Here is a 19,774-nt window from a genome sequence, read left to right as displayed (position 1 = left end):
ACGCCGTCGTTTATTTTTTATTAAGGCGCACGCGGAAAAGGCGCTTAAAGCGCCCGGAACTTGATGATAATGATACCACTACCCCTGACGGAGGAAAAGCGAACATGAAATGGCTGCGAACCGCCGTATTGACGATCGGCGTATTGGCGCTGGGCGTCGTTGGCTATTATGGATATTCTTTGTACGATTTTTTCAATGAGAACGAAGATGATTCTCGTTTCAAGCAGTTTAACCCGCAGCCGGGCACCGTGAAGCCTCAGGAGGTCGCCTACGTCCCTCCCAAGTGGGAAGGCACCGAGCGGGTGAACATCCTGCTGCTCGGCGGGGACTCGCGCGGCCTCGCGAAAAACCAGGTGCCGCGTTCGGACACGATCATGATCGCCTCGCTCGATCCGGTCACGAAGAAGGCGCATTTGTTCTCGCTGCTGCGGGATACGTACGTGCGCATTCCGGGTCACGGCTCGGATCGCGTCAATTCGGCGCTCGTGCTGGGCGGCCCGAACCTCGCGATGCGCACGGTCGGCGAACTGACCGGCCTCGATATCCAGTATTACGTATACACCGACTTCGAGGGCTTTATCCATTTGATCGACGAAATCGGCGGCATCGAGTTTTACGTCGAGAAGGATATGAAGTACACGACGAAGGCGGACGGGCCGGAATACGACATCAACCTGAAGGAAGGCCTGCAGCATATGGACGGCCGCACGGCACTGCAGTACGTCCGGTTCCGGCACGACGCGCTCAGCGATTTCTCGCGCACCGAGCGGCAGCGCAAGTTCATGACGGCCGTCGCGCAGAAGCTGCAGACGTCGACGTCGCTCATTCGGCTGCCGCAAATTTTGGCGGCGATCGACCCGTACATCGAGTCGAACTTGACCGTGACCGAGATGCTGAAGCTCGGCGCTCTCGGCTTCGAAGCGAAGGCGAACGAGGTGGTCGGCGTACAGCTTCCGCCGCCCGAGCTGCTGCGGGAAACCTCTGTCGGCGGCGCTTCGGTGCTGACGGTGGACGCGGACGACCTGAAGGAGTTCATCGAGGAGAAGTTCGCGGAAGCCCCGGCGCCCGCGGAGGAGCCGGCGGTCAATCCGAACGACGCCGCGCTCGGGAACGAGCCCGGCGCTGGCAGCGACGGCTAACGCAGCGGGCTGCGGCGACGGCTGCAACCGTGGCTGCGGCTGCGGCAGAGGCACATAACGAGCGCGGGAGCGCTGCGGTTATGTGCCTTTGCGCTTGTTCGCCGGCGGCGGGCCGAGGCCGCGCGCCCCTTAGCCGCAGTTTTGCGGCTATTCGCCCCCGGCGGGTCGGGCGCGCGGCCTTTAGCCGCAGTTTTGCGGCTTTTCGCCCCTGGCGGGCCGGGTTCGCGGTCTTTAGCCTCAGTTTTGCGGCTATTCACCCCCGACGGGCCGGGCTCGCGGTCTTTAGCCGCAGTTTTGCGGCTATACGCCTTCGGCGGGCCCGGCGCGCGGCTTTTAGCCGCAGTTTTGCGGCTATACGCCTTCGGCGGGCCGGGCGCGCGGCCTTTAGCCGCAGTTTTGCGGCTATTTGCCTTCGGCGGGCCGGGCGCGGGGCCTTTAGCCGCAGTTTTGCGGCTATTCGCCCTCGGCGGACCGGGCGCGCGGCCTTTAGCCGCAGTTTTGCGGCTATTCGCCCTCGGCGGACCGAGACCGCGGGATCACAGGGCAAGCTCTAACGAACATTTGTCCCTTATTAGCCCGCCGCGGACCGTAAACGCGAGCTCTAACGAACATTTGTCTCTTATTTGCCCACCGCGGACCGCCATCGCCGGCTCTAACGAACATTTGTCCCTTATTCGCCCGCCGCGGACCGTCATTGCCGGCTCTAACGAACATTTGTCACTTATTCGCCTGCCGCGGACCGTCATTGCCGGCTCTAACGAACATTTGTCTCTTATTTGCCCACCGCGGACCGTCATTGCCGGCTCTAACGAACATTTGTCCCTTATTCGCCCGCCGCGGACCGCCATCGCCGGCCGTAACGAACACTTGTCCCTTATCCGCCCCACCATTCGGCCCAACCCCCGGCCGAAGGGGAGGCCGCCATACATAAACCGAAAGGTGTGTTTCACCGATGAACCGTACCAACTCCGAAGCTCTCTACCAAGAAGCGCTCAAGCATATCGTCGGCGGCGTCAACAGCCCGTCGCGCTCGTTCAAAGCCGTCGGCGGCGGCGCCCCCGTGTTCATGAAGCGCGGCCAAGGCGCCCACTTCTGGGACGCCGACGGCAACCGCTACATCGACTACCTAGCGGCGTACGGCCCGATCATCCTCGGCCACGCGCACCCGGCCGTCACCGAAGCCATCCGCCGCGCCGCCGAAGCCGGCACCTTGTACGGCACGCCGACCGAGCTCGAAATCGAGTTTTCGAAGCTGCTGAAAGAAGCTATTCCTTCATTAGATAAAGTGCGCTTTACGAACTCCGGCACCGAGGCGGTCATGACGACGATCCGCGTCGCGCGCGCCTTCACCGGCCGGACGAAAATCATCAAATTCGCCGGCTGCTACCACGGTCATTCCGACCTCGTGCTCGTCGCGGCCGGCTCCGGCCCGTCGACGCTCGGCGTGCCGGACAGCGCCGGCGTGCCGCAGGGCGTCGCCGAGCAGGTGATCACGGTGCCGTTCAACGACCTCGACGGGCTCAAGCAAGCGTTAGAGCGCTGGGGCGCCGAAACCGCCGCCGTGCTTGTCGAGCCGATCGTCGGCAACTTCGGCATCGTGCAGCCGAAGCCCGGCTTCCTCGAAGGGTTGTGCAAGCTGGCGCACGAAGCGGGCGCGCTCGTCATTTACGACGAGGTGATCAGCGCGTTCCGCTTCCATTGGGGCGCCGCGTCCACCTTCCTCGAAGGCGCCAACGCGCAAGAAGTCGCCGCGATCGCGCCGGACCTGACCGCGCTCGGCAAAATCATCGGCGGCGGCCTGCCGATCGGCGCCTACGGCGGCCGCGCGGACATCATGGAGCAGGTCGCGCCGCTCGGCCCGGCATACCAAGCGGGCACGCACGCCGGCAACCCGCTCAGCGTGGCCGCGGGCTTCGCCTGCGTCGCCGAGCTGCGCCGCCCCGGCACGTACGAGCGGCTCGACGCCCTCGCGCGCAGGCTGACCGACGGCCTCGCGCAAGCCGCGGCGTCGCACCGCGTGCCGCTCACGATCAATCGAGTGCGCGGCGCGTTCTCTACGCACTTCTGCAGCCACCCGGTCACGAACTACGACGAGGCGCAGGACACGGACGGCGAAGCGTTCGGCCGGTTCTTCAAAGGTATGCTCGACGAAGGCGTCCTGCTCGCGCCGTCGAAATACGAAGCTTGGTTCCTGACGACCGCCCATACCGAAGAAGACGTCGAGGCGACGATCGCCGCCGCCGGCCGCGTATTCGCAAAACTTTCATAATCATACATTCGCCCCGGACGACGTTTCACCGTCGCCGGGGCGAAATTGTCTGAATCTACATGGTGAAATATTGCTCTTTTAATGATATAAATCAAGAGTAGAGGCCGCTTCTAGGCCAAAAGAAAAGACCATCGGTTAAAAAATATGATTATTCACCGCTATAAATATTTTTATACATTAAAAAAACGCTTACAACCCGTTTGACATCCTTTTCTTTATTGTCGCCATGTTAAATTCGTGTTATTCTATATCTACTTTTACTCTCCGGCGGTGGCGCGTTTTTCCTTCATTTTTCGCGGGTTCCTTCGCGATGTTGCCATACGCCTCGTATTCCGTTTCTGGCAATCGCCCCGCTCCGTTGTCTACCTTTGCCGCGAAGGACCAGCGCTGATATTCAGCGCGTTTGCATATTTATGCATACCCGAACCCATACTCATAGGAGGTGAGGGTCAGAATTCTGACCGAACGCATGAATCAAGCAATGAAGAATGAAGGTTTGTTCCAACAGCTGCTGCTCGAAGAGCACGACAGCTGCGGCGTCATTTGCATTATCGAGAAGAACGGACATCCGTCCCGCGATAATATCCAAAAGACGATCGACGCCCTCGTAAAAATGGAGCACCGCTCCGGCTTTATCGACGGAGAAGGCGACGGCTGCGGCATTCTGACCGACATCCCGCGCGCTCTGTGGCAAAGCAAGCTCGAACAAGCAGGCCTTGACGGTCAGCTGGCGTTCGACGACCGTTTCTCGATCGCGCACATTTTCGTGCCGCGCAAACTCGACATCTCCGTCGCAGACATGCAAGCGGGCATCCGCGAGCTGTTCGCGCAGTACGGCGTGAAGATCGTGCTCGAGCAAGAAAACCAAACGAACAGCTCCGTCCTCGGCCCGAACGGCCGCAACGACGAGCCGACGTTCTGGCAAGTCGCGGCGCTCACGGAGAAGGAAGTCGTCAATGTCGCCGACCATCTGTTCGAGCTGCATGTCGACATCGAAAGCAAATACAACGTGCATGTAGCGTCGCTGAGCAACGTAACCGCCGCTTACAAGGTGATGGGCTCCGCGAGCATTTTGCCGAAATACTTCAAAGATACGCAAGACCCGTTGTTCGCCGCGCAAGTGACGATCGGCCATAACCGCTATTCGACGAACACGCTGTCGAGCTTCTTCCGCGTACAGCCGTTCTCGCTGCTCGGCCACAACGGCGAAATCAACACGATCAAAAAGATGCGCTACGAAGCCGAAATGATCGGCGTTCCGCTCGTCGACGGCGGCTCCGACTCGCAGGATATGAACCGGACGATCGAAACGTTCATCCACCGTCACGGTTTTTCGCATTTCGAAGCAATGGAGCTCGTATTCCCACCGATTCACAACGAAATGAAGGGCTTCCGTCCGGAGCTGCAAGACCTCTACGTGTATTATCGCCAAATTTGGGGACATTACGCGCAAGGTCCGGCAGCGATCGTATCGCGCTACGGCAACGAGTGCGTATTCAGCGTTGACGCGCTCGGCCTCCGCCCGCTGTGGATGGTCGAAAGCGAAACGTCGCTCTACTTCTCGTCCGAGCAAGGCGTCATCACGGTCGGCGAAATGGTGGCCGATCCGAAACCGATCGCCCCAGGCGAAAAAATCGGCGTCGTGCTGACGCGCGGCGAGCATGTGCAAGTCATCCCGTACGAAGAGCTGCAAACGATCGTGCTCGAACGCGCGAAGAAGCGCGTCGAGTTCAACGGTCTGCGCAAGCAGCTGTTCTACGACAACCAATTCCCGGAAGCCGAGCCGAACGCCGACGTCGTCGTGACGGACGCGCTGTACTCGGCGGCGGGCTGGGATCGCGAAGGCATTCAAATGATCGAGTCGATGTCGGAAACCGGCGCGGAGCCGATCCGCTCGCTCGGCCATGACGGCCCGCTCGCGGCGCTCAACTGGGAACGCCAGAACATCGCCGACTATATTAAGGAGAGCGTCGCCGTCGTCACGAACCCGGCGATCGACCGCGACCGCGAACAGGAGCACTTCTCCACGCGCGTCGTGCTCGGCCCTCGTCCGACGATTTACGGCGAGCTGGACGGCCGTCTCCGCATCGAACTGCCGGCTCCGCTCGTATTGGAAGGCTCCAACGGCGTAGGCAGCTTGCAAGCGATCGGTCAACCGTCGCTCGAGCAAATCATCTCCGCCTTCGAGCAATCGAAGTCCGGCTCCGTCGCGACGCTGTCGCTCACGTTCGGCCGCGGCGAATCGCTGAAAGCCGCGCTCGATAAGCTGGCCGAAGACGCGATCGCAGCCGTTCGCGGCGGCGCGAGCTTGCTCGTGCTCGACGACTCGGAAGCGAACAGCAACGACCGCCTGTGGGTCGACTCGCACCTTGCGGTTTCCCGCGTCGACATCGCGCTGAAGAGCGTGAAGCTCGGCCAAGGCGACAACCTCCGCCGCCAAACGGCCATCGTGCTCCGCTCCGCATCCGTGCGGAACCTGCATGACATCGCGGTCGCCTGCGGCCTCGGCGCGGATCTGATTTCGCCGTACGCCCTCTTCGCGACGGCGTCGGCCAAAGAAGGCGCGCCTGCGGCGCAGAAGGTGTTCGTGGCCCTGCAGAAAGGTCTCGAGAAAGTCATCTCGACGATCGGTACGCACGAGCTTCGCGGATACACGCGTTTCTTCTCTTCCATCGGTCTCCAGCCGGAGGTCGCGGAAGTGCTCGATATCGTCAACTACCTTGGCAGCGACACGGCCGGCACGGGCTTCGCGAAGCTCGAGCAGGACGCGGCTGCTCGCTACGAGGACTACAATAACAATCCGAAGGCGAAGCCGGGCAAAAACTTCCGCTTCTTCCAGCGGATGTGGAAAGCTCTCGGCGACGCAGCTTCGGGCGCGGCTCCGTACGCGGACTACCGCGCGAAGCTGCAAGAGGAAGAGCAGAAAAATCCAATCAGCATCCGCCACGTAGCCGGTTTCGATTTCGATAAGGCTGCGTCGGAAGGCCGCAAGCCGCTCGATCCGAAGGACGTCAACATCGGCGTAGGCGATCACTCGCTGCCGATGCTCATCTCGTCCATGTCGTTCGGTTCGCAGAACGAAACGGCGTTCCGCGCGTATGCGGAAGCCGGCGAACGCCTCAACATGGTCACGATGAACGGCGAAGGCGGCGAAATCAAGGATATGCTCGGCCGCTACAAGCGGACGCGCGGCGCGCAGGTCGCTTCGGGACGCTTCGGCGTCAACGTCGAGCTGGCGAACGCGGTAGCGTTCCTTGAAATCAAGATCGGTCAAGGCGCGAAGCCGGGCGAAGGCGGTCACCTGCCGGGCTCCAAGGTTACGGCGAAAATCGCCGCGGCGCGGAACGCGACGATCGGTTCCGACTTGATCTCGCCTTCGAACAACCATGACATTTACTCGATCGAAGACTTGGCGCAGATCATCAGCGAGCTGAAAGAAGCGAGCAACCATCAAGCGAAAATCATCGTCAAAGTTCCGGTCGTTCCGGGCATCGGCACGATCGCGGTCGGCGTCGCCAAAGCGGGCGCGGACGTCATCACGCTGTCCGGCTTCGACGGCGGCACCGGCGCGGCGCGCGTCCACTCGCTGCAGCACGTCGGCCTCCCGACGGAAATCGGCACGAAGCTGGCGCACGTCGCCTTGATCGAAGCCGGCCTTCGCCACCGCGTCGAGCTGTGGTCCGACGGCGGCCTCAAGTCCGGCACGGACGTCGTGAAAATGATGCTCCTCGGCGCGAACCGCTGCGGCTTCGGTTCCATCTCGATGCAGGCGATCGGCTGTACGACGTGCCGCGGCTGCCACTTGGATACGTGCCACGTCGGCATCGCGACGCAGATCGACTCGATGGAAGAAGCCGAAGAGAAAGGCCTTCGCCGCTTCGTGCCGCGGGTATACGACAACGCGGTCGACGCGCTCGTCCGCCTGTTCTCGGGCATGGGCGAAGAAATCCGCGAAGTCGTCGCGGCGCTCGGCTTCAAGAACGCACAGGATCTCGTCGGCCGTTCGGACCTGCTGAAGCAGGTGAACGCGCTGGAGCAAATCGACCTGTCGGCATTGCTCCGTCCGGCTCCGATCCAGTTCATCTCGCAGTCCGCGCAAGAAGCGGCTGTTTCGGCAGAGCCGGTACTCGCGGCCGTCGGCGCGGAAGCGACGATGTACCCGAGCAAGCTGAGCTTCGAAGCGCCGATCCAGCACCGCTGGAGCAAAATCAGCGCCGAAACGCGCATCGTCGGCTCGCGCTTCTCGTCGAACCGCGTTCGCGACCGTTTCGACGGCAGCTACGACCAGCTTCCGAACGTCTCGATCGAGCTGACGGACGGCTCGGTACCGGGTAACGGCCTCGGCGCGTTCAACGCGCGCGGCGTCGACATCACCGTACACGGCGGCGCGGAAGACGGCGTAGGCAAAATGGCGTTCGGCGGCAAGATCGCCATCTTGAAGGCGCCAAGCAAGCATAAGACGTTCATCAACGGTTCCGTCGGCAAATCGTTCGCCTACGGCGCGCAGAAGGGTACCTTCATCGTACAGGGCAACGCGGACTCCCGCGCTTGCATCCGCCTCTCGGGCGCCGACATCATCTTCGGCGGCGAGCTGGAAGGGCCGATCCGCGACGAGCTCGGCAACATGGCAGGCCGCGCGAACCTGAAAGGCTTCGCGTTCGAGTACATGACGAACGGCCGCGCCGTCGTCATGGGCGATCCGGGTCCATGGATTTGCGCCGGTATGACGGGCGGCGTCATCTACCAGCGCCTGCAGCCGGAACTCGGCCTCGACGAAGCGGCCATCAAGCGCCGCGTCGCGAAGGGCGCGAAGGTCAACATCTCGGCGCTCGGCGACAAGAGCCGCGCCGACCTGAACGAACTGCTCGGCATCTACCGCGAGGAGCTGGAGAAATCCGGCCAAGCGGAAGCCGCTGCGAAAGTCGCGAAGCTGCTCGAAAACCTCGACGCTCACTTCGTCCGCATTTCGCCGGTCACGATGCAAGCGGACCAGTCGGTCGCAACGGAATAATCGCATATCGTCACAAATGCAAATCCCCTGGGAGCAGCCGCTCTCAGGGGATTTTTGCGTTGATTCGTAAACTCGGCGTTGATGGCAGCCAGACCGTCCCTTCCGGGCCGTAGGCGTATAAACTTGGATTTCGTACGAAAGGTTCCGCCGCCGGGAAATTGTCCCATCGGGCGCTCAAGACTTTTCCGCCGGAGTTTCTTGTGGTACATTAACGTATATAGAACGTTTGTTCGTATTCTGGAATCGATACGACAAAGGGGTGGCCGCCGTGTCTGGCAAACAGTACGAGTTTGTTTCCGCAAAACAAGTCTTAAATCGCGTCAAATCCGAACGCATGCCGTTCGAATGGTCGCTCAACCCGTATCGGGGCTGCGCGCACGGCTGCAGCTTCTGCTATGCGAGAGCGTTCCAGACGTTCCTCGGCAGGGAGCCGACCGACGATTTCCAAAACCATATTATCGTGAAGGACAACGCTGCGGAGGCGCTGGAGGCGCAGCTGCGCTCGTTCGCCCGCCGGCACGGCGTCCGTCCGGAGGATGTCGGCCCGCTCGTCGGCCCGGTAGCGATCGGCACCGCGACGGATCCATACCAGCCGATCGAAGCGAAGGCGGAGCAGACCCGCCGATGCTTGAGCGTGCTGGCCGAATACGGCGTCCCGACGACCGTGACGACGCGTTCGCCGCTCGTCCTGCGGGATGTCGACGTGCTGAAGCAGGTCGATCTCATCTCGATCAACATCAGCATCAATACGCTGGACGCGGCCCTGACGCGACGCCTTGAGCCGGCCACGCCGCTGCCTGCCGAACGCCTCCGCGCTCTTCGCGCGCTCGCGTCCGAAGGGCTCCCGGCCGGTGCGTTCGTCGCCCCGATTCTCCCGCTGCTCACCGACGACGAGGCGGGGCTTAACGAGCTGTTCGCGGCGCTTAAGGCGCACGACGCGGCATTCGCGATGACGTCGCTGCTGCGCCTCTCGCCCGATGTGAAGCCGTGGTATTTCCGAACGCTCGATCAGCATTTCCCCGACCTCGTCGGGCGGTACGCCCGTCTGTACGCGAAGACGTACGTCGACGCCGCTTACGCGGGCATGATGGAGAGCCGGCTGAAGCGGATCGCCGAACGGCACGGACTCGACCGGCGCGCGCCGGAGCGAGCCGAGGCGTCCCGCGCGCCGACGGCCGCCCCGAGGAAGCCGCCCACGGAGGAGCCGGTGCAGCTGTCGTTTTTGTTCTAAACGCAATAAAAGCATCGTCCGGCGTGACCGGTCGATGCTTTCTTTCGGTGTTACTGCTGCACTTCGAAATATTTGTACAGATCGTCCAGCATCAGATTCGCCGCAAGGACGCCGCCGGCCGTGTTCCAAATCGTGTCGCTCACTTTGTACGCCTTGCCTGCCTTCACGACGTCAAGCGTCTGCCAGAGCGGATCGTTCACCCAATCCTGCTCGACGGCCGTCGCGCCGCCGTCGCCGGTTTCGTAGGAGAAGTAGAACATGATGTCGCCGTCCATCTCCTCGATCCGTTCCTTCGTCACGCCGCGAGCGGCGAATTCGTCCTTATCCTGCGCTGGCGGACGCGCCAGACCGATTTGCTTCAAGATGACGCCCGAGAACGTATCCTTCCAATAAATCCGCGTATCGCCGGCCATGAAGCGCACGATCGACACCTGCGTCGACAGCTTGTCGCCCAGCTTGCCGCTCAGATCGGCGACGCGAGCGTTCCAATCGGAGAGCACCTTTTCGCCTTCGGCCGTTTTGCCGAGCGCGTCCGCATACATCTTGAAGTTCTGCTGCCAGTCGCCGCGCAGCGTCTCCGCGAAAATCGTCGGCGCAATCGCGCTCAGCTCGTCGTAGATCTCTTCATGACGCATTTTGATGCCGATAATCAAGTCCGGCTTGAGGCTGATAATCGTTTCGAGGTTCGGCTGGCCTTCTTCCCCGACGTTCGTGACGCCTTCCATTTGATCTTTAATGTGGTCGTACCACGGATCGCCAGTCCACGACTTCACCGCGCCGACCGGCTTCACGCCGAGCGCCAGCAGCGCTTCCGTTCCTTCGTTCGACAAAATGACGACGCGCTGCGGATTCGTCGGAATGTCCGTGTCGCCCATCGCATGCGTGAAAGTCCGCGTCGCAGCCGCTTCTTCGCCCGCCGGCTCTTCCGCCGCGCCGTTCGCCGCGCCATCGGTTTGCTCCCCGCCGGCAGCTGAATCGCCGTCCGCGCCTGCGCCGCCGCAAGCGGCAAGCGCCATCGCGAACGCCAACAACAATACTAACGTAATCGATAAACGAGATGCATTTGGTTTCATTCGGTTTTCCCTACCCCTTTATATGTGATAATGATTCTCAATCTCTTGCCGACAAAACTCAATATACAAACGTTCTAAGCGCATGTCAAGGGAATTTTTGAAAATGATTCTCAGCTTCATTGACATGTGAGAATCGTTCTCATACAATGGGAACAGACTTATTTCTACTTAATGTTGTTGATGATTTGATCTGTACGCGCAGGACCATCTTATTTTGACGTAAGGATTGGCCAACCATGTATAAAGCACTTGGATTATTCGGATGCCTTCTGCTCGTCCTGTTCCTCGGCTTTCTCTCATTATCCTATGGAAGCAGAAGCACCGACCTGCAGACGGTATGGCAAGCGTTCGCCGCATTCGACGGATCGGCGGAGCATCTTATCGTTCGCAATACGCGCCTGCCGCGCATGCTCGTCGCGATGACGGTCGGCGCCGCGCTCGCCGCCGCCGGCGCGGTGCTGCAGACGGTGACGCGCAACCCGCTGGCGTCCCCCGATATTTTCGGCATTAATGCGGGGGCCGCGCTGTTCATTATCGTAGCGATTTCGTTCTTCGGCGCGACGTCGCTGACGGAGTTCATCGGCGCGGCGTTCGTCGGCGCCGCGCTCGCGGCGGCCGCCGCCTACGGGCTCGGCTCCGCCGGGCGGGAGGGCGCCTCTCCGGTCAAGATCACTTTGGCGGGCGCCGCCGTCGCCGCGTTCGCCGCTTCGATCACGCAGGGCGTCATGCTCGTGAACGGGCGCACGTTCGACCAAATTTTGTTCTGGCTCGTCGGCTCCGTCGCCGGACGCGAAATGCCGATGCTGCTTCCCGTTCTGCCTTATATGGCGCTCGGCTGGCTCGTCTGCATCGCCGTCGCCGGAGCGCTCAACACGCTGGCGCTCGGCGAGGACGTCGCCCGCGGGCTCGGCCAACGGGTCGCCGCGGTGAAGCTCGCCTCGGCCGCGGCGGTCGTGCTGCTCGCCGGCGCGTCGGTCGCGGTCGCCGGACCGATCGCCTTCGTCGGCATCATCGTGCCGCATCTCGCGCGCTTCGCCGCGGGCAGCGACCACCGCTGGCTGCTGCCGTACTGCGCGCTCCTCGGCGCGGCGCTGCTGCTGGCCGCGGACGTCGGCGCCCGCTTCATCGCGATGCCGAACGAGCTGCCGGTCGGCATCGTCACGGCGCTGATCGGCGTGCCGTTCTTCGTGTGGGTGGCAAGGAGGGGTCTGAATGAAGCTTCATAAACAACTGACGATTCGCACCCGGCTCTTCTCCTTCCTCGCCGACAAGCGCGCCTCCGTTTGGTCCGCCGCGCTCGCCGCGGCGACGCTCGCTCTCGCCTGCCTCAGCGCGGGCGTCGGCACGCTCTGGATTCCGCCGCTAGAGGTCGTCAAGGGCGCCTTCGGCTTCGGCGAAGACACGACCCGCACGGTGCTGTACTCGTTCCGCCTGCCGCGCGCCGCGATGGCGATTCTCGCCGGCGCGTGCCTCGCCGGATCGGGCGCGCTGCTGCAGGCCGTCTCCCGCAACTCGCTCGCCTCGCCGGACATGATCGGCATCACCGGCGGCGCGGCCGCCGCGGGCGTCGCGCTGCTCGTCGTCACGTCAGGCGCCGCCGGCGTCGCCGGCCTCTCGATCGCGGCGATCGTCGGCGCGGCCGCCGTCGCGCTGCTGCTGTTCGCGCTCGCATGGAAGCGCGGCATTTCACCGCTGCGGCTCGTGCTGATCGGCGTCGCGCTTCAGACGGCCGCCGCTTCCCTGTCGTCGTTCCTGATCGTGCTCAGCCCGCATTACCTGGCGAACCAGGCGTTCACGTGGCTGACCGGCAGCGTATACGGCAGCTCGTGGAACAACGTCTTCGCGCTGCTGCCTTGGGCGGCCGGCATCGGCATCGCCGCTTGGGCGCTGGCCCGCAGAGCGAACGTGCAGGAGCTCGGCGAGGACGTCGCCGCCGGCGTCGGCGCCCGCGTCTCTCGCGACCGCATCGCGCTCGTGCTCGTCAGCGCCGCGCTCGCCGGCGCCGCCGTCTCGCAGGTCGGCGCGATCGGCTTCATCGGGCTGATGGCGCCGCATATGGCGAGACGCCTCGTCGGTCCGTCGTTCGGCGCCGTCCTGCCGGTATCCTCCTGCATCGGCGCCATGCTGCTCTTGGTCGCCGATACGCTCGGCCGCACCGCCTTCCCGCCGAACGACATTCCGGCCGGGGTGTTCACGGCCGCCGTCGGCGCGCCGTTCTTCATCTATCTGCTCACGAGGAGGAAAGCATCATGACCGCTATGGACGCGAAAGGACTGACGCTCGGATACGGAGGCGCCGCCGTCATCGACGGGCTCGACCTCGCCGTGCCGCGCCGCCGAATTACCGTCTTGATCGGCAAGAACGGCTGCGGCAAGTCGACGCTGCTGCGCTCGCTCGCGCGGCTGCTTCGGCCCGACGGCGGATCGGTGCTGCTCGACGGGAAGGACATTTACACCCAGCCGACGAAGGAAGTCGCCAAGCGGCTCGCCATTTTGCCGCAAGGTCCCGCCGCCCCGGAAGGGCTGACGGTGCTCCAGCTCGTCAAACAAGGGCGTTACCCGCACCAAACGTGGCTGAAGCAGTGGTCGCGCGAGGATGAGCGGGCCGTCGCCGAGGCGCTGGCGGCGACCGGCATGGCGCCGTTCGCCGAACGTCCCGTGGACTCGCTCTCCGGCGGCCAGCGCCAGCGCGCCTGGATCGCCATGACGCTCGCGCAGCAGACCGGGACGATTCTGCTCGACGAGCCGACGACGTATTTGGATATGACGCACCAAATCGAAGTGCTGGAGCTGCTCGCCGACCTGAACGAACGCGAGCAGCGCACGATCGTGATGGTGCTCCACGATATTAACCTCGCCTGCCGGTACGCGCACAACATCGTCGCCGTGTCGAACGGGGCTGTGTACGCCGAAGGGGCGCCCGCCGACATCGTCGACGAGAAGCTCATCCGCGACGTATTCGGCATGGAGTGCCGGATGATGACCGACCCGGTGTACGGCACTCCGATGTGCATCCCGGTCGGCGCGCGCGCCGGCGCGGCCGCGGCCTCGGCCTCGGCGGAGAAGGAGCCCGTCTATGTCGGCGGTTAAGGCGGGCGGCGACGCGCTGCTCGAGCTCGGGTATTACACGGCCCCGGACGTCGAGGCGCCCGACCGGCTCCACGGGCCGGTGCTCGCCGCCGCGGAACACGTGCCGAAGCTGCTCGACCGCGTCGCCGACATGCTCCGCGTCGACAAGCCGGCCGTCGCCGCCTCGCAATTCACGAAATGGTATTGCCGCTCCCTCGTCGGCGTCCTGTACGAGTTCAGCGTGCTCGGCATCGCCCGCTCCGCCTCGCTGCGGGACGTCATGCTGCTGTTCCCCGGAGACCCGCCGTTCGCCGTCCACTGCGGCGGACGGGCGGCGCCGGCGCTCGATCCCGCCGCGCGCGAATCGCTGCGGGAGCTGACCGTCATCCGCCTGTTCGCCCACAACTGGAACCTGGTGTTCAAGAGCTTGCACGCGGCGACGGGCGTCCGGGAAGATCTGCTTTGGGAAAACGGCTCGATGTACGTGCATCATTTCTACCGGAAATGGATCGAGGAAGCTGCCGACCCGGAGACGCGCGAGCGAATCGAGGACGATTACCGCTACGTCCGGCAGGAAGCGCCGCCAGAGTTGTTCGGGGAGCTCCAATGCTTCAACCCGTTCATCTTTACCGGCAAGGCGGTACGGCGCATGTGCTGTCTCCGGTACCATTTGCCCGACGGAAGGTATTGCAAGGGATGCCCGGTCAAGCCGAAGACCGACCCGGAACCGAATGTTTAGAATGCCTGCAACGACGACGGCGGCGGTACCTCGCTTCGCGAAGAAGCGCGGTCCGCCGCCGTCGTTTGTTCGTTTACTCGTACTCGAACAGCAGCACGCCGTTCCATTCGCGCGACGGCCAGCGAATCATCGGCGCGGCGCCCGGTTCGGACGGCCGGCCGTCGATGCCGTATTCGACCGCACCGCAAGGCGAGATGAATCGACGCTGCCGCTCATCCCAAACCAGCCGGCAAGACGCGTTCGGGTCCCGAGCGGCAAAGACGGAGTACCCGCCCTCGCCGCGAACGACGAAGTACCGCACGCCGTACGACTCCCAATACCCGACCTCCTCCCCCTGATCGAGCTCGAGCCGATGCGCGGCCTGCCCTTCCGGCAGGAGCATACCCCATACATCCGATTCCTTCATGCCCCTAATAAAAAAGTATCCTTCGGCTTCGTAGATCGGCGTCCCCGCCGGAAACGTCCCGGCCCCTTCCGTTAGCAGCCGGGCAATGCTGTTCGGCCCCCCATAACGGACGCTGTCCGGAAGCGCGGCCGTGACAGAGGCGGCGGGCTCGGCGCGCAGCTCGCTCCCCCAGCCGTCTTCCATGAAATAAGCGGTATGCGGCTCGCCCTCCAAGACGACCAGCGGACGCCAACCGTTCAAAAAGACGTCCACGCGTCGGCCTCCGGCGGCGAAACGTTCGACATCCGTCGTCAGCAGCGTGCGCACCGGCTCCGGAACGAGGTAATGGTACCGGTCGTTCACCAGCATCGCCGCGTCGCCTTCGTGCGACCCTCCCGGATAGACGTCCGCATGCAGCTCGGTGAATGCACCGTCCCGCACGCGTACGAACGTCGGATACCCTTGCAGATGCTCCCATTTCGGGGGAAATGACTCCTGCAAAAACGGCGCACGCCGCCATTCCGCCAGCGTCCTCCGGATCAATGCCGGGTCCCGAATCGTAATGATTTCTTGTTGGAGCAGCCCCTCTCCTCTCCGGACGATCTCGATCGCGTCGACTTGGTACGGATTCAGCCGCACCCCTTCCATGAACGGACGATCCCAGAGAAACCAATACGCGAGCGCCGCCGCGGCAACCGCGAGAACCGCCGCGATCGGCAGCAACGCCCGTCGATGATATGGCAAACGCATACAATCCCCCCTTTTGGGTTTATAACATACTGGACGTATGAAACGCCGCCGCCGTTGCGCCCTTGCGCGTTTGCTCGAGATGGCATATGATATTAGTGACGAAAATATTTTTCATGGATTATAACCGTTTTATTAAAAATATTTTAATAATTACACTGCGGAGGAACGCCATGTCCAACATTCTCCACGCCATCCGCGAACGGCTTCCGGACCTGCACCCGAAGGAACGGACGCTGGCGGAATATATTCTCGGACATCCGCAGGAGGCGACTCGTTCGAGCATCACCGAGCTTGCGGAGCGATCCGGCGCGAGCGCGGCGACGATCACGCGGTTTTGCCGGTCGATGCGCTTCGATGGCTTCTCCGGCTTCAAGCTCAAGCTCGCCGAGGAGCTGGCCGCGCCGGCCGAGCAGCAGCCGACCTACCAAGACATCGTCGCCGGCAACTCGCTGCGCCGGATCGCCGCCGCGATCGAAGCGAACCATCTGCGCTCGATCGCCGACACGACGCGTCTGCTCGACTTCGCGGCGCTGCAGCGGGCGGTAGACGCGCTCGATCGGGCGAGGCGCATCGACCTGTACGGCGTCGCCACGTCCGGCATCGTCGCCCAAGACGCGTATCAGAAGCTGATCCGCATCGGCAAAGAGGCGAGCGCCTTCTCCGATCCGCATCTGCAAATCACGTCTGCCTCCAATCTCGGCCCGGGCGACGTCGCCTTCGCGATTTCGTACTCGGGCGAAACGCCGGAAACGGTGGACGCGCTGCTCTGCGCCAAAGCGCAGGGCGCCGTCGCGATCTCGCTGACGAAGTACGGCTCGAACGCTCTCTCCCGAGCGGCCGACATCGCCCTGTTCGCCTCGTCGCTCGAGGAGGGCATGCGCCGCGGCGACATGGCGTCGCGCATCGCGCAGCTGCACGTCATCGACGTGCTGTTCATCGGCCTCGTCAGCGCCCGGTTCGATACGTACGTGCCGAAGCTTGAGCAAACGTACCTGAACGTGAAAAAAATTCGCAAGGACAAAGGAAGGTAACGCTATGAACCTGCTGAAATTCCCGACGAAGGACGAACTGCACGAAGCCGCCGCCGGCATCGTCACCGGGCTCGTCCAGACGAAGCCGAACGCCGTGCTCGGTCTTGCGACCGGCAGCACGCCCATCGGCATTTATCAAGAAATGATCCGCGCTTACGACAAAGGCATGGTCAGCTACAAGCAGGTCACGACCTTCAACCTCGACGAGTACGTCGGCCTGCCGCCGACCGACCCGCAAAGCTACGCGTATTACATGAAGGAGCATCTGTTCGGACGCATCGACGTCCATCCCGAGCGGACGCATATTCCGAACGGGATCGCCGAAGACCCGGAGGCGGAATGCGCCCGATACGACGCGCTGCTCGAGGCGAGCGGTCAGATCGACCTGCAAATTCTCGGCCTCGGCCATAACGGCCATATCGGCTTCAACGAGCCGGACGCGTCGCTCGCGCCGGGCACGCATGTCGTCGCGCTCAGCGAACAGACGCGGGAAGCGAACGCGCGCTTCTTCGGCTCCGTCGCTCATGTGCCGACGCACGCGATTACGATGGGCGTCGCTTCGATATTGAAGGCGAAGACGATTCTGCTCGTCGTGAAAGGCGCGGACAAAGCGGACATCGTCCACCGCGCGCTGACGGGCGAAATTACGACGGAATGCCCGGCGAGCCTGCTGCAGACGCACCCGCATCTCGTCGTGATGGTCGACGCCGAGGCGGGGAGGCATTTCGCATGAGCGCTATGAGCATTCGCGGCCGCGTCGTGACGCCGGACGGCGTCGTCGAAGGCGGCGTCGTCCGCATCGAAGGCGGCCGCATCGCAGCCGTCGAGCGCGCCGGCGCCGCGCCGGCCGACGTCGACCTCGGCGCAGGCTGGATCGTCCCGGGCTTCGTCGACGTCCACGTCCACGGCGGCGGCGGGCACGATTTCATGGACGCGACGGCGGAGGCGTTCGAAGCGATTGCCGCCTTCCACGGCCGGCACGGCACGACGTCGCTGCTCGCGACGACGGTGACGGCGTCGAAGGACGCGATCGACGGCGTGCTGCGGACCGCGGCGCAATACATCGCGGACGCGCCGCCGCGGGGGGCTCGTCTGCTCGGCGTCCATCTCGAGGGCCCGTTCATCTCGCCGCAGTGGCCCGGCGCGCAAAACCCGAGCCATATCGTCCCGCCGAACGCGGACTGGCTGCGCGATTGGACGTCCGTCTTCCCGGGGCTCGTGAAGCAGCTGACGCTGGCTCCGGAGACGGACGGCGCGATCGAGCTCATCCGCGAGCTGCGCCGGCTCGGCATCATCGCCGCCGCCGGCCACACGGACGCGACGTACGATCAGATCGTTCGCGCCGCCGACAACGGCCTCAACCAAGCCGTGCATACATTCAACGCGATGACGCCGCTTCGCCACCGGGAGCCGGGCACGGCGGGCGCGGTGCTCGCGGATGAGCGCATCGCGGCGGAAGTGATCGCCGACGGCGTGCACGTGCATCCGGCCGTCGTGAAGCTGCTCACCCGCGCGAAGAGCGACAACAACCTGCTGCTGATCACCGACGCCATGTCGGCCGCCGGCCTCGGAGACGGCCGCTTTTCGCTCGGCGGCCTCGACGTGACGGTCGAGGGCGGCGTCGCGCGGCTGACCGAAGGCGGCAATCTCGCCGGCAGCACGCTGACGATGATCGACGCGTTCCGCTTCGTCATCCGCCACGCCAATCTCACCGTACCCGAAGCGAGCCGCCTCGCCAGCGCGAACGCCGCGCGGCAGCTTCGCCTCGAGGGCGAGATCGGCGCGATTCGGCCGGGCGCCGCCGCGGATCTCGTCCTGCTGACGCCGGAGCTGGACCTGGCCGCGGTATACCGCGACGGCGCGCCGATCGCCTAATGCACAAGCCGACTCGAGACATCGTCTCGAGTCGGCTTCTTCGTTTACGCGCGCCACTTCGCGTAATACGCCCGCAGCGTCTCGACGGTGCGGTTCCAGCTGAGCCGCTCCACCGCCGTCCGTCTCGCCGCGTCCGCGAGGCGCTGCGCCGTCTGCGGCTCCCGGCGCAGCCGCAGGATAGAGCCGGCGAACGCGCTCGGACGGCGGTACGCCTTCACGAGCAGCCCCGTCCGCCCGTGCTCGATCACCTCGCGAATGCCGCCCCGGTCGGAAGCGACGACGGGCACCCCGGACGCCATCGCCTCCGAATTGACGGTGGCGAACCCTTCCTTGTACATCGTCGGGCAAACGAAAACGTCCCCCAGCGCATACGCCTGATGTACCTTCGCCGGCGGGATGTAGCCCGTGAACCGGATCGGCACCTTCAGCCGCTCCGACAGGCGCCGTACTTTGCGCATATAAGGGGTTTGCCGGCTGCGCCCCGGCCACGACGCGCCGACGGCGATGAGCCGCGTCCGCGGAACGGCGCGCTTCACCTCCGCGACCGCGCGCACGAGCGTGTGCAGCCCTTTCTTCGGCACGATCCGTCCGACGAACAGCACGTTAAACCCGCCGTCCACCTTCCACTTCCTACGAAGCCGCTGCCGGTATTCGTCCGACCGCGGCCGGAATTGATCCGTGTCGACGCCGAGGATGGCGGAATGAAATTTGTGCGCGTATTTCGGATACTTCTTCCGCATCGCATCCGCGAGGAACGATACAACCGTCACGACGGCGTCCGTCTGCCGCAGCACCCGGTACGCTTCTTTCTTCGTGAGCTTCGACATGAACGTCAGCGAATGCAGCGACAATACGATCGTCGCCCGGGGGAACGCCTTCCGGAACGCGGCGACGAACGTCGGCCGATTTTCGATTTGCACAATATCGAACGACAGCGCCTTCGCTTTGCGCACCGCGGCGCGCAAGTACGCCTTCCTCCGATTGGCGTAAGGAATGCGGTGAATCGTATATCGGCCTCCCTCCAGCCGGCTGACGGCCGGCAGACGCGGATGAGCGACGCTGATCATCCGGACGGTGTCGGTGCGCGCCATACGGCGAAACACGTTATGCGTGCACGACTCGACCGACCCGCCCAAAATCGGCGGCACCGGCAGCTGCTCCGGCATGACGACGAGCACTTCCATGAGCATCGTCCTTTCTTTT

Annotated in this window: 14 protein-coding genes; 11 read left to right on the top strand and 3 right to left on the bottom strand. The window is 63.7% G+C overall.

Translation table 11 applies throughout. The features are described 5' to 3' along the window. Window positions 1–104 precede the first annotated feature (104 nt). The 4 genes from VE009_RS01085 to VE009_RS01070 all read left to right on the top strand — a co-directional run bounded on the left by VE009_RS01085 (window position 105) and on the right by VE009_RS01070 (window position 9,650). Window positions 105–1,139 (top strand): LCP family protein, encoded by a 1,035-nt coding sequence (locus VE009_RS01085; protein ID WP_325005536.1) that lies wholly within the window; start codon window positions 105–107, stop codon window positions 1,137–1,139. Window positions 1,140–2,091: 952 nt separating this feature from the next. Beyond that, window positions 2,092–3,408, top strand: coding sequence for a glutamate-1-semialdehyde 2,1-aminomutase (locus VE009_RS01080; RefSeq protein WP_325005535.1), 1,317 nt, complete (start codon window positions 2,092–2,094; stop codon window positions 3,406–3,408). A gap of 469 nt (window positions 3,409–3,877) precedes the next feature. Then, window positions 3,878–8,419, top strand: a complete 4,542-nt coding sequence (locus VE009_RS01075) for a glutamate synthase-related protein (RefSeq protein ID WP_325005534.1) — start codon at window positions 3,878–3,880, stop codon at window positions 8,417–8,419. Between the two features lie 268 nt (window positions 8,420–8,687). Further along, window positions 8,688–9,650: an SPL family radical SAM protein gene (locus VE009_RS01070; protein ID WP_325005533.1), complete on the top strand. Its 963-nt coding sequence runs from the start codon at window positions 8,688–8,690 to the stop codon at window positions 9,648–9,650. A 50-nt stretch (window positions 9,651–9,700) separates the two neighbouring features. On the opposite strand, the gene VE009_RS01065 is transcribed toward VE009_RS01070, so the two are convergent. Continuing rightward, a complete protein-coding gene (locus VE009_RS01065; protein ID WP_325005532.1) occupies window positions 9,701–10,723 on the bottom strand; it encodes an iron-siderophore ABC transporter substrate-binding protein in 1,023 nt (340 codons plus the stop codon). A gap of 236 nt (window positions 10,724–10,959) precedes the next feature. Between VE009_RS01065 and VE009_RS01060 the strand changes: the two genes are divergently transcribed. From VE009_RS01060 to VE009_RS01045, 4 genes are read left to right on the top strand one after another with little or no spacing between them, the layout of a single operon-like run. Further along, the gene (locus tag VE009_RS01060) at window positions 10,960–11,949 is read left to right on the top strand and encodes an iron ABC transporter permease (RefSeq protein ID WP_325005531.1); all 990 of its coding nucleotides are present in this window, start codon (window positions 10,960–10,962) and stop codon (window positions 11,947–11,949) included. Next, window positions 11,936–12,976 (top strand): iron ABC transporter permease, encoded by a 1,041-nt coding sequence (locus tag VE009_RS01055; protein WP_325005530.1) that lies wholly within the window; start codon window positions 11,936–11,938, stop codon window positions 12,974–12,976. The genes VE009_RS01060 and VE009_RS01055 overlap by 14 nt, the downstream gene beginning before the upstream one ends. Further along, window positions 12,973–13,812: an ABC transporter ATP-binding protein gene (locus VE009_RS01050; RefSeq protein WP_325005529.1), complete on the top strand. Its 840-nt coding sequence runs from the start codon at window positions 12,973–12,975 to the stop codon at window positions 13,810–13,812. The genes VE009_RS01055 and VE009_RS01050 overlap by 4 nt, the downstream gene beginning before the upstream one ends. Continuing rightward, window positions 13,799–14,530, top strand: a complete 732-nt coding sequence (locus VE009_RS01045; protein ID WP_325005528.1) for an IucA/IucC family C-terminal-domain containing protein — start codon at window positions 13,799–13,801, stop codon at window positions 14,528–14,530. Before VE009_RS01050 ends, VE009_RS01045 begins: the two co-directional genes overlap by 14 nt. 73 nt (window positions 14,531–14,603) lie before the next feature. Here the strand turns inward: VE009_RS01045 and VE009_RS01040 are convergent, their stop codons facing one another. Beyond that, entirely contained in the window at window positions 14,604–15,659 is a 1,056-nt protein-coding gene (locus VE009_RS01040; protein ID WP_325005527.1) for a hypothetical protein, read from the bottom strand. A gap of 176 nt (window positions 15,660–15,835) precedes the next feature. Here VE009_RS01040 and VE009_RS01035 point away from each other — a divergent pair, with 176 nt between their 5' ends. From VE009_RS01035 to nagA, 3 genes are read left to right on the top strand one after another with little or no spacing between them, the layout of a single operon-like run. Continuing rightward, window positions 15,836–16,696 (top strand): MurR/RpiR family transcriptional regulator, encoded by an 861-nt coding sequence (locus tag VE009_RS01035; protein WP_325005526.1) that lies wholly within the window; start codon window positions 15,836–15,838, stop codon window positions 16,694–16,696. A gap of 4 nt (window positions 16,697–16,700) precedes the next feature. Continuing rightward, window positions 16,701–17,429, top strand: a complete 729-nt coding sequence (gene nagB / locus VE009_RS01030; protein ID WP_325005525.1) for a glucosamine-6-phosphate deaminase — start codon at window positions 16,701–16,703, stop codon at window positions 17,427–17,429. Then, the gene (gene nagA, locus VE009_RS01025) at window positions 17,426–18,571 is read left to right on the top strand and encodes an N-acetylglucosamine-6-phosphate deacetylase (protein ID WP_325005524.1); all 1,146 of its coding nucleotides are present in this window, start codon (window positions 17,426–17,428) and stop codon (window positions 18,569–18,571) included. The genes nagB and nagA overlap by 4 nt, the downstream gene beginning before the upstream one ends. A 44-nt stretch (window positions 18,572–18,615) precedes the next feature. On the opposite strand, the gene VE009_RS01020 is transcribed toward nagA, so the two are convergent. Then, window positions 18,616–19,755, bottom strand: coding sequence for a glycosyltransferase family 4 protein (locus tag VE009_RS01020; protein ID WP_325005523.1), 1,140 nt, complete (start codon window positions 19,753–19,755; stop codon window positions 18,616–18,618). Between the last annotated feature and the right edge of the window lie 19 nt (window positions 19,756–19,774).

Origin of the sequence: Paenibacillus sp., assembly GCF_035645195.1 — a bacterium.
Classification (GTDB): domain Bacteria; phylum Bacillota; class Bacilli; order Paenibacillales; family YIM-B00363; genus Paenibacillus_AE.
This window is presented reverse-complemented; position numbering and strand designations above follow the sequence as displayed.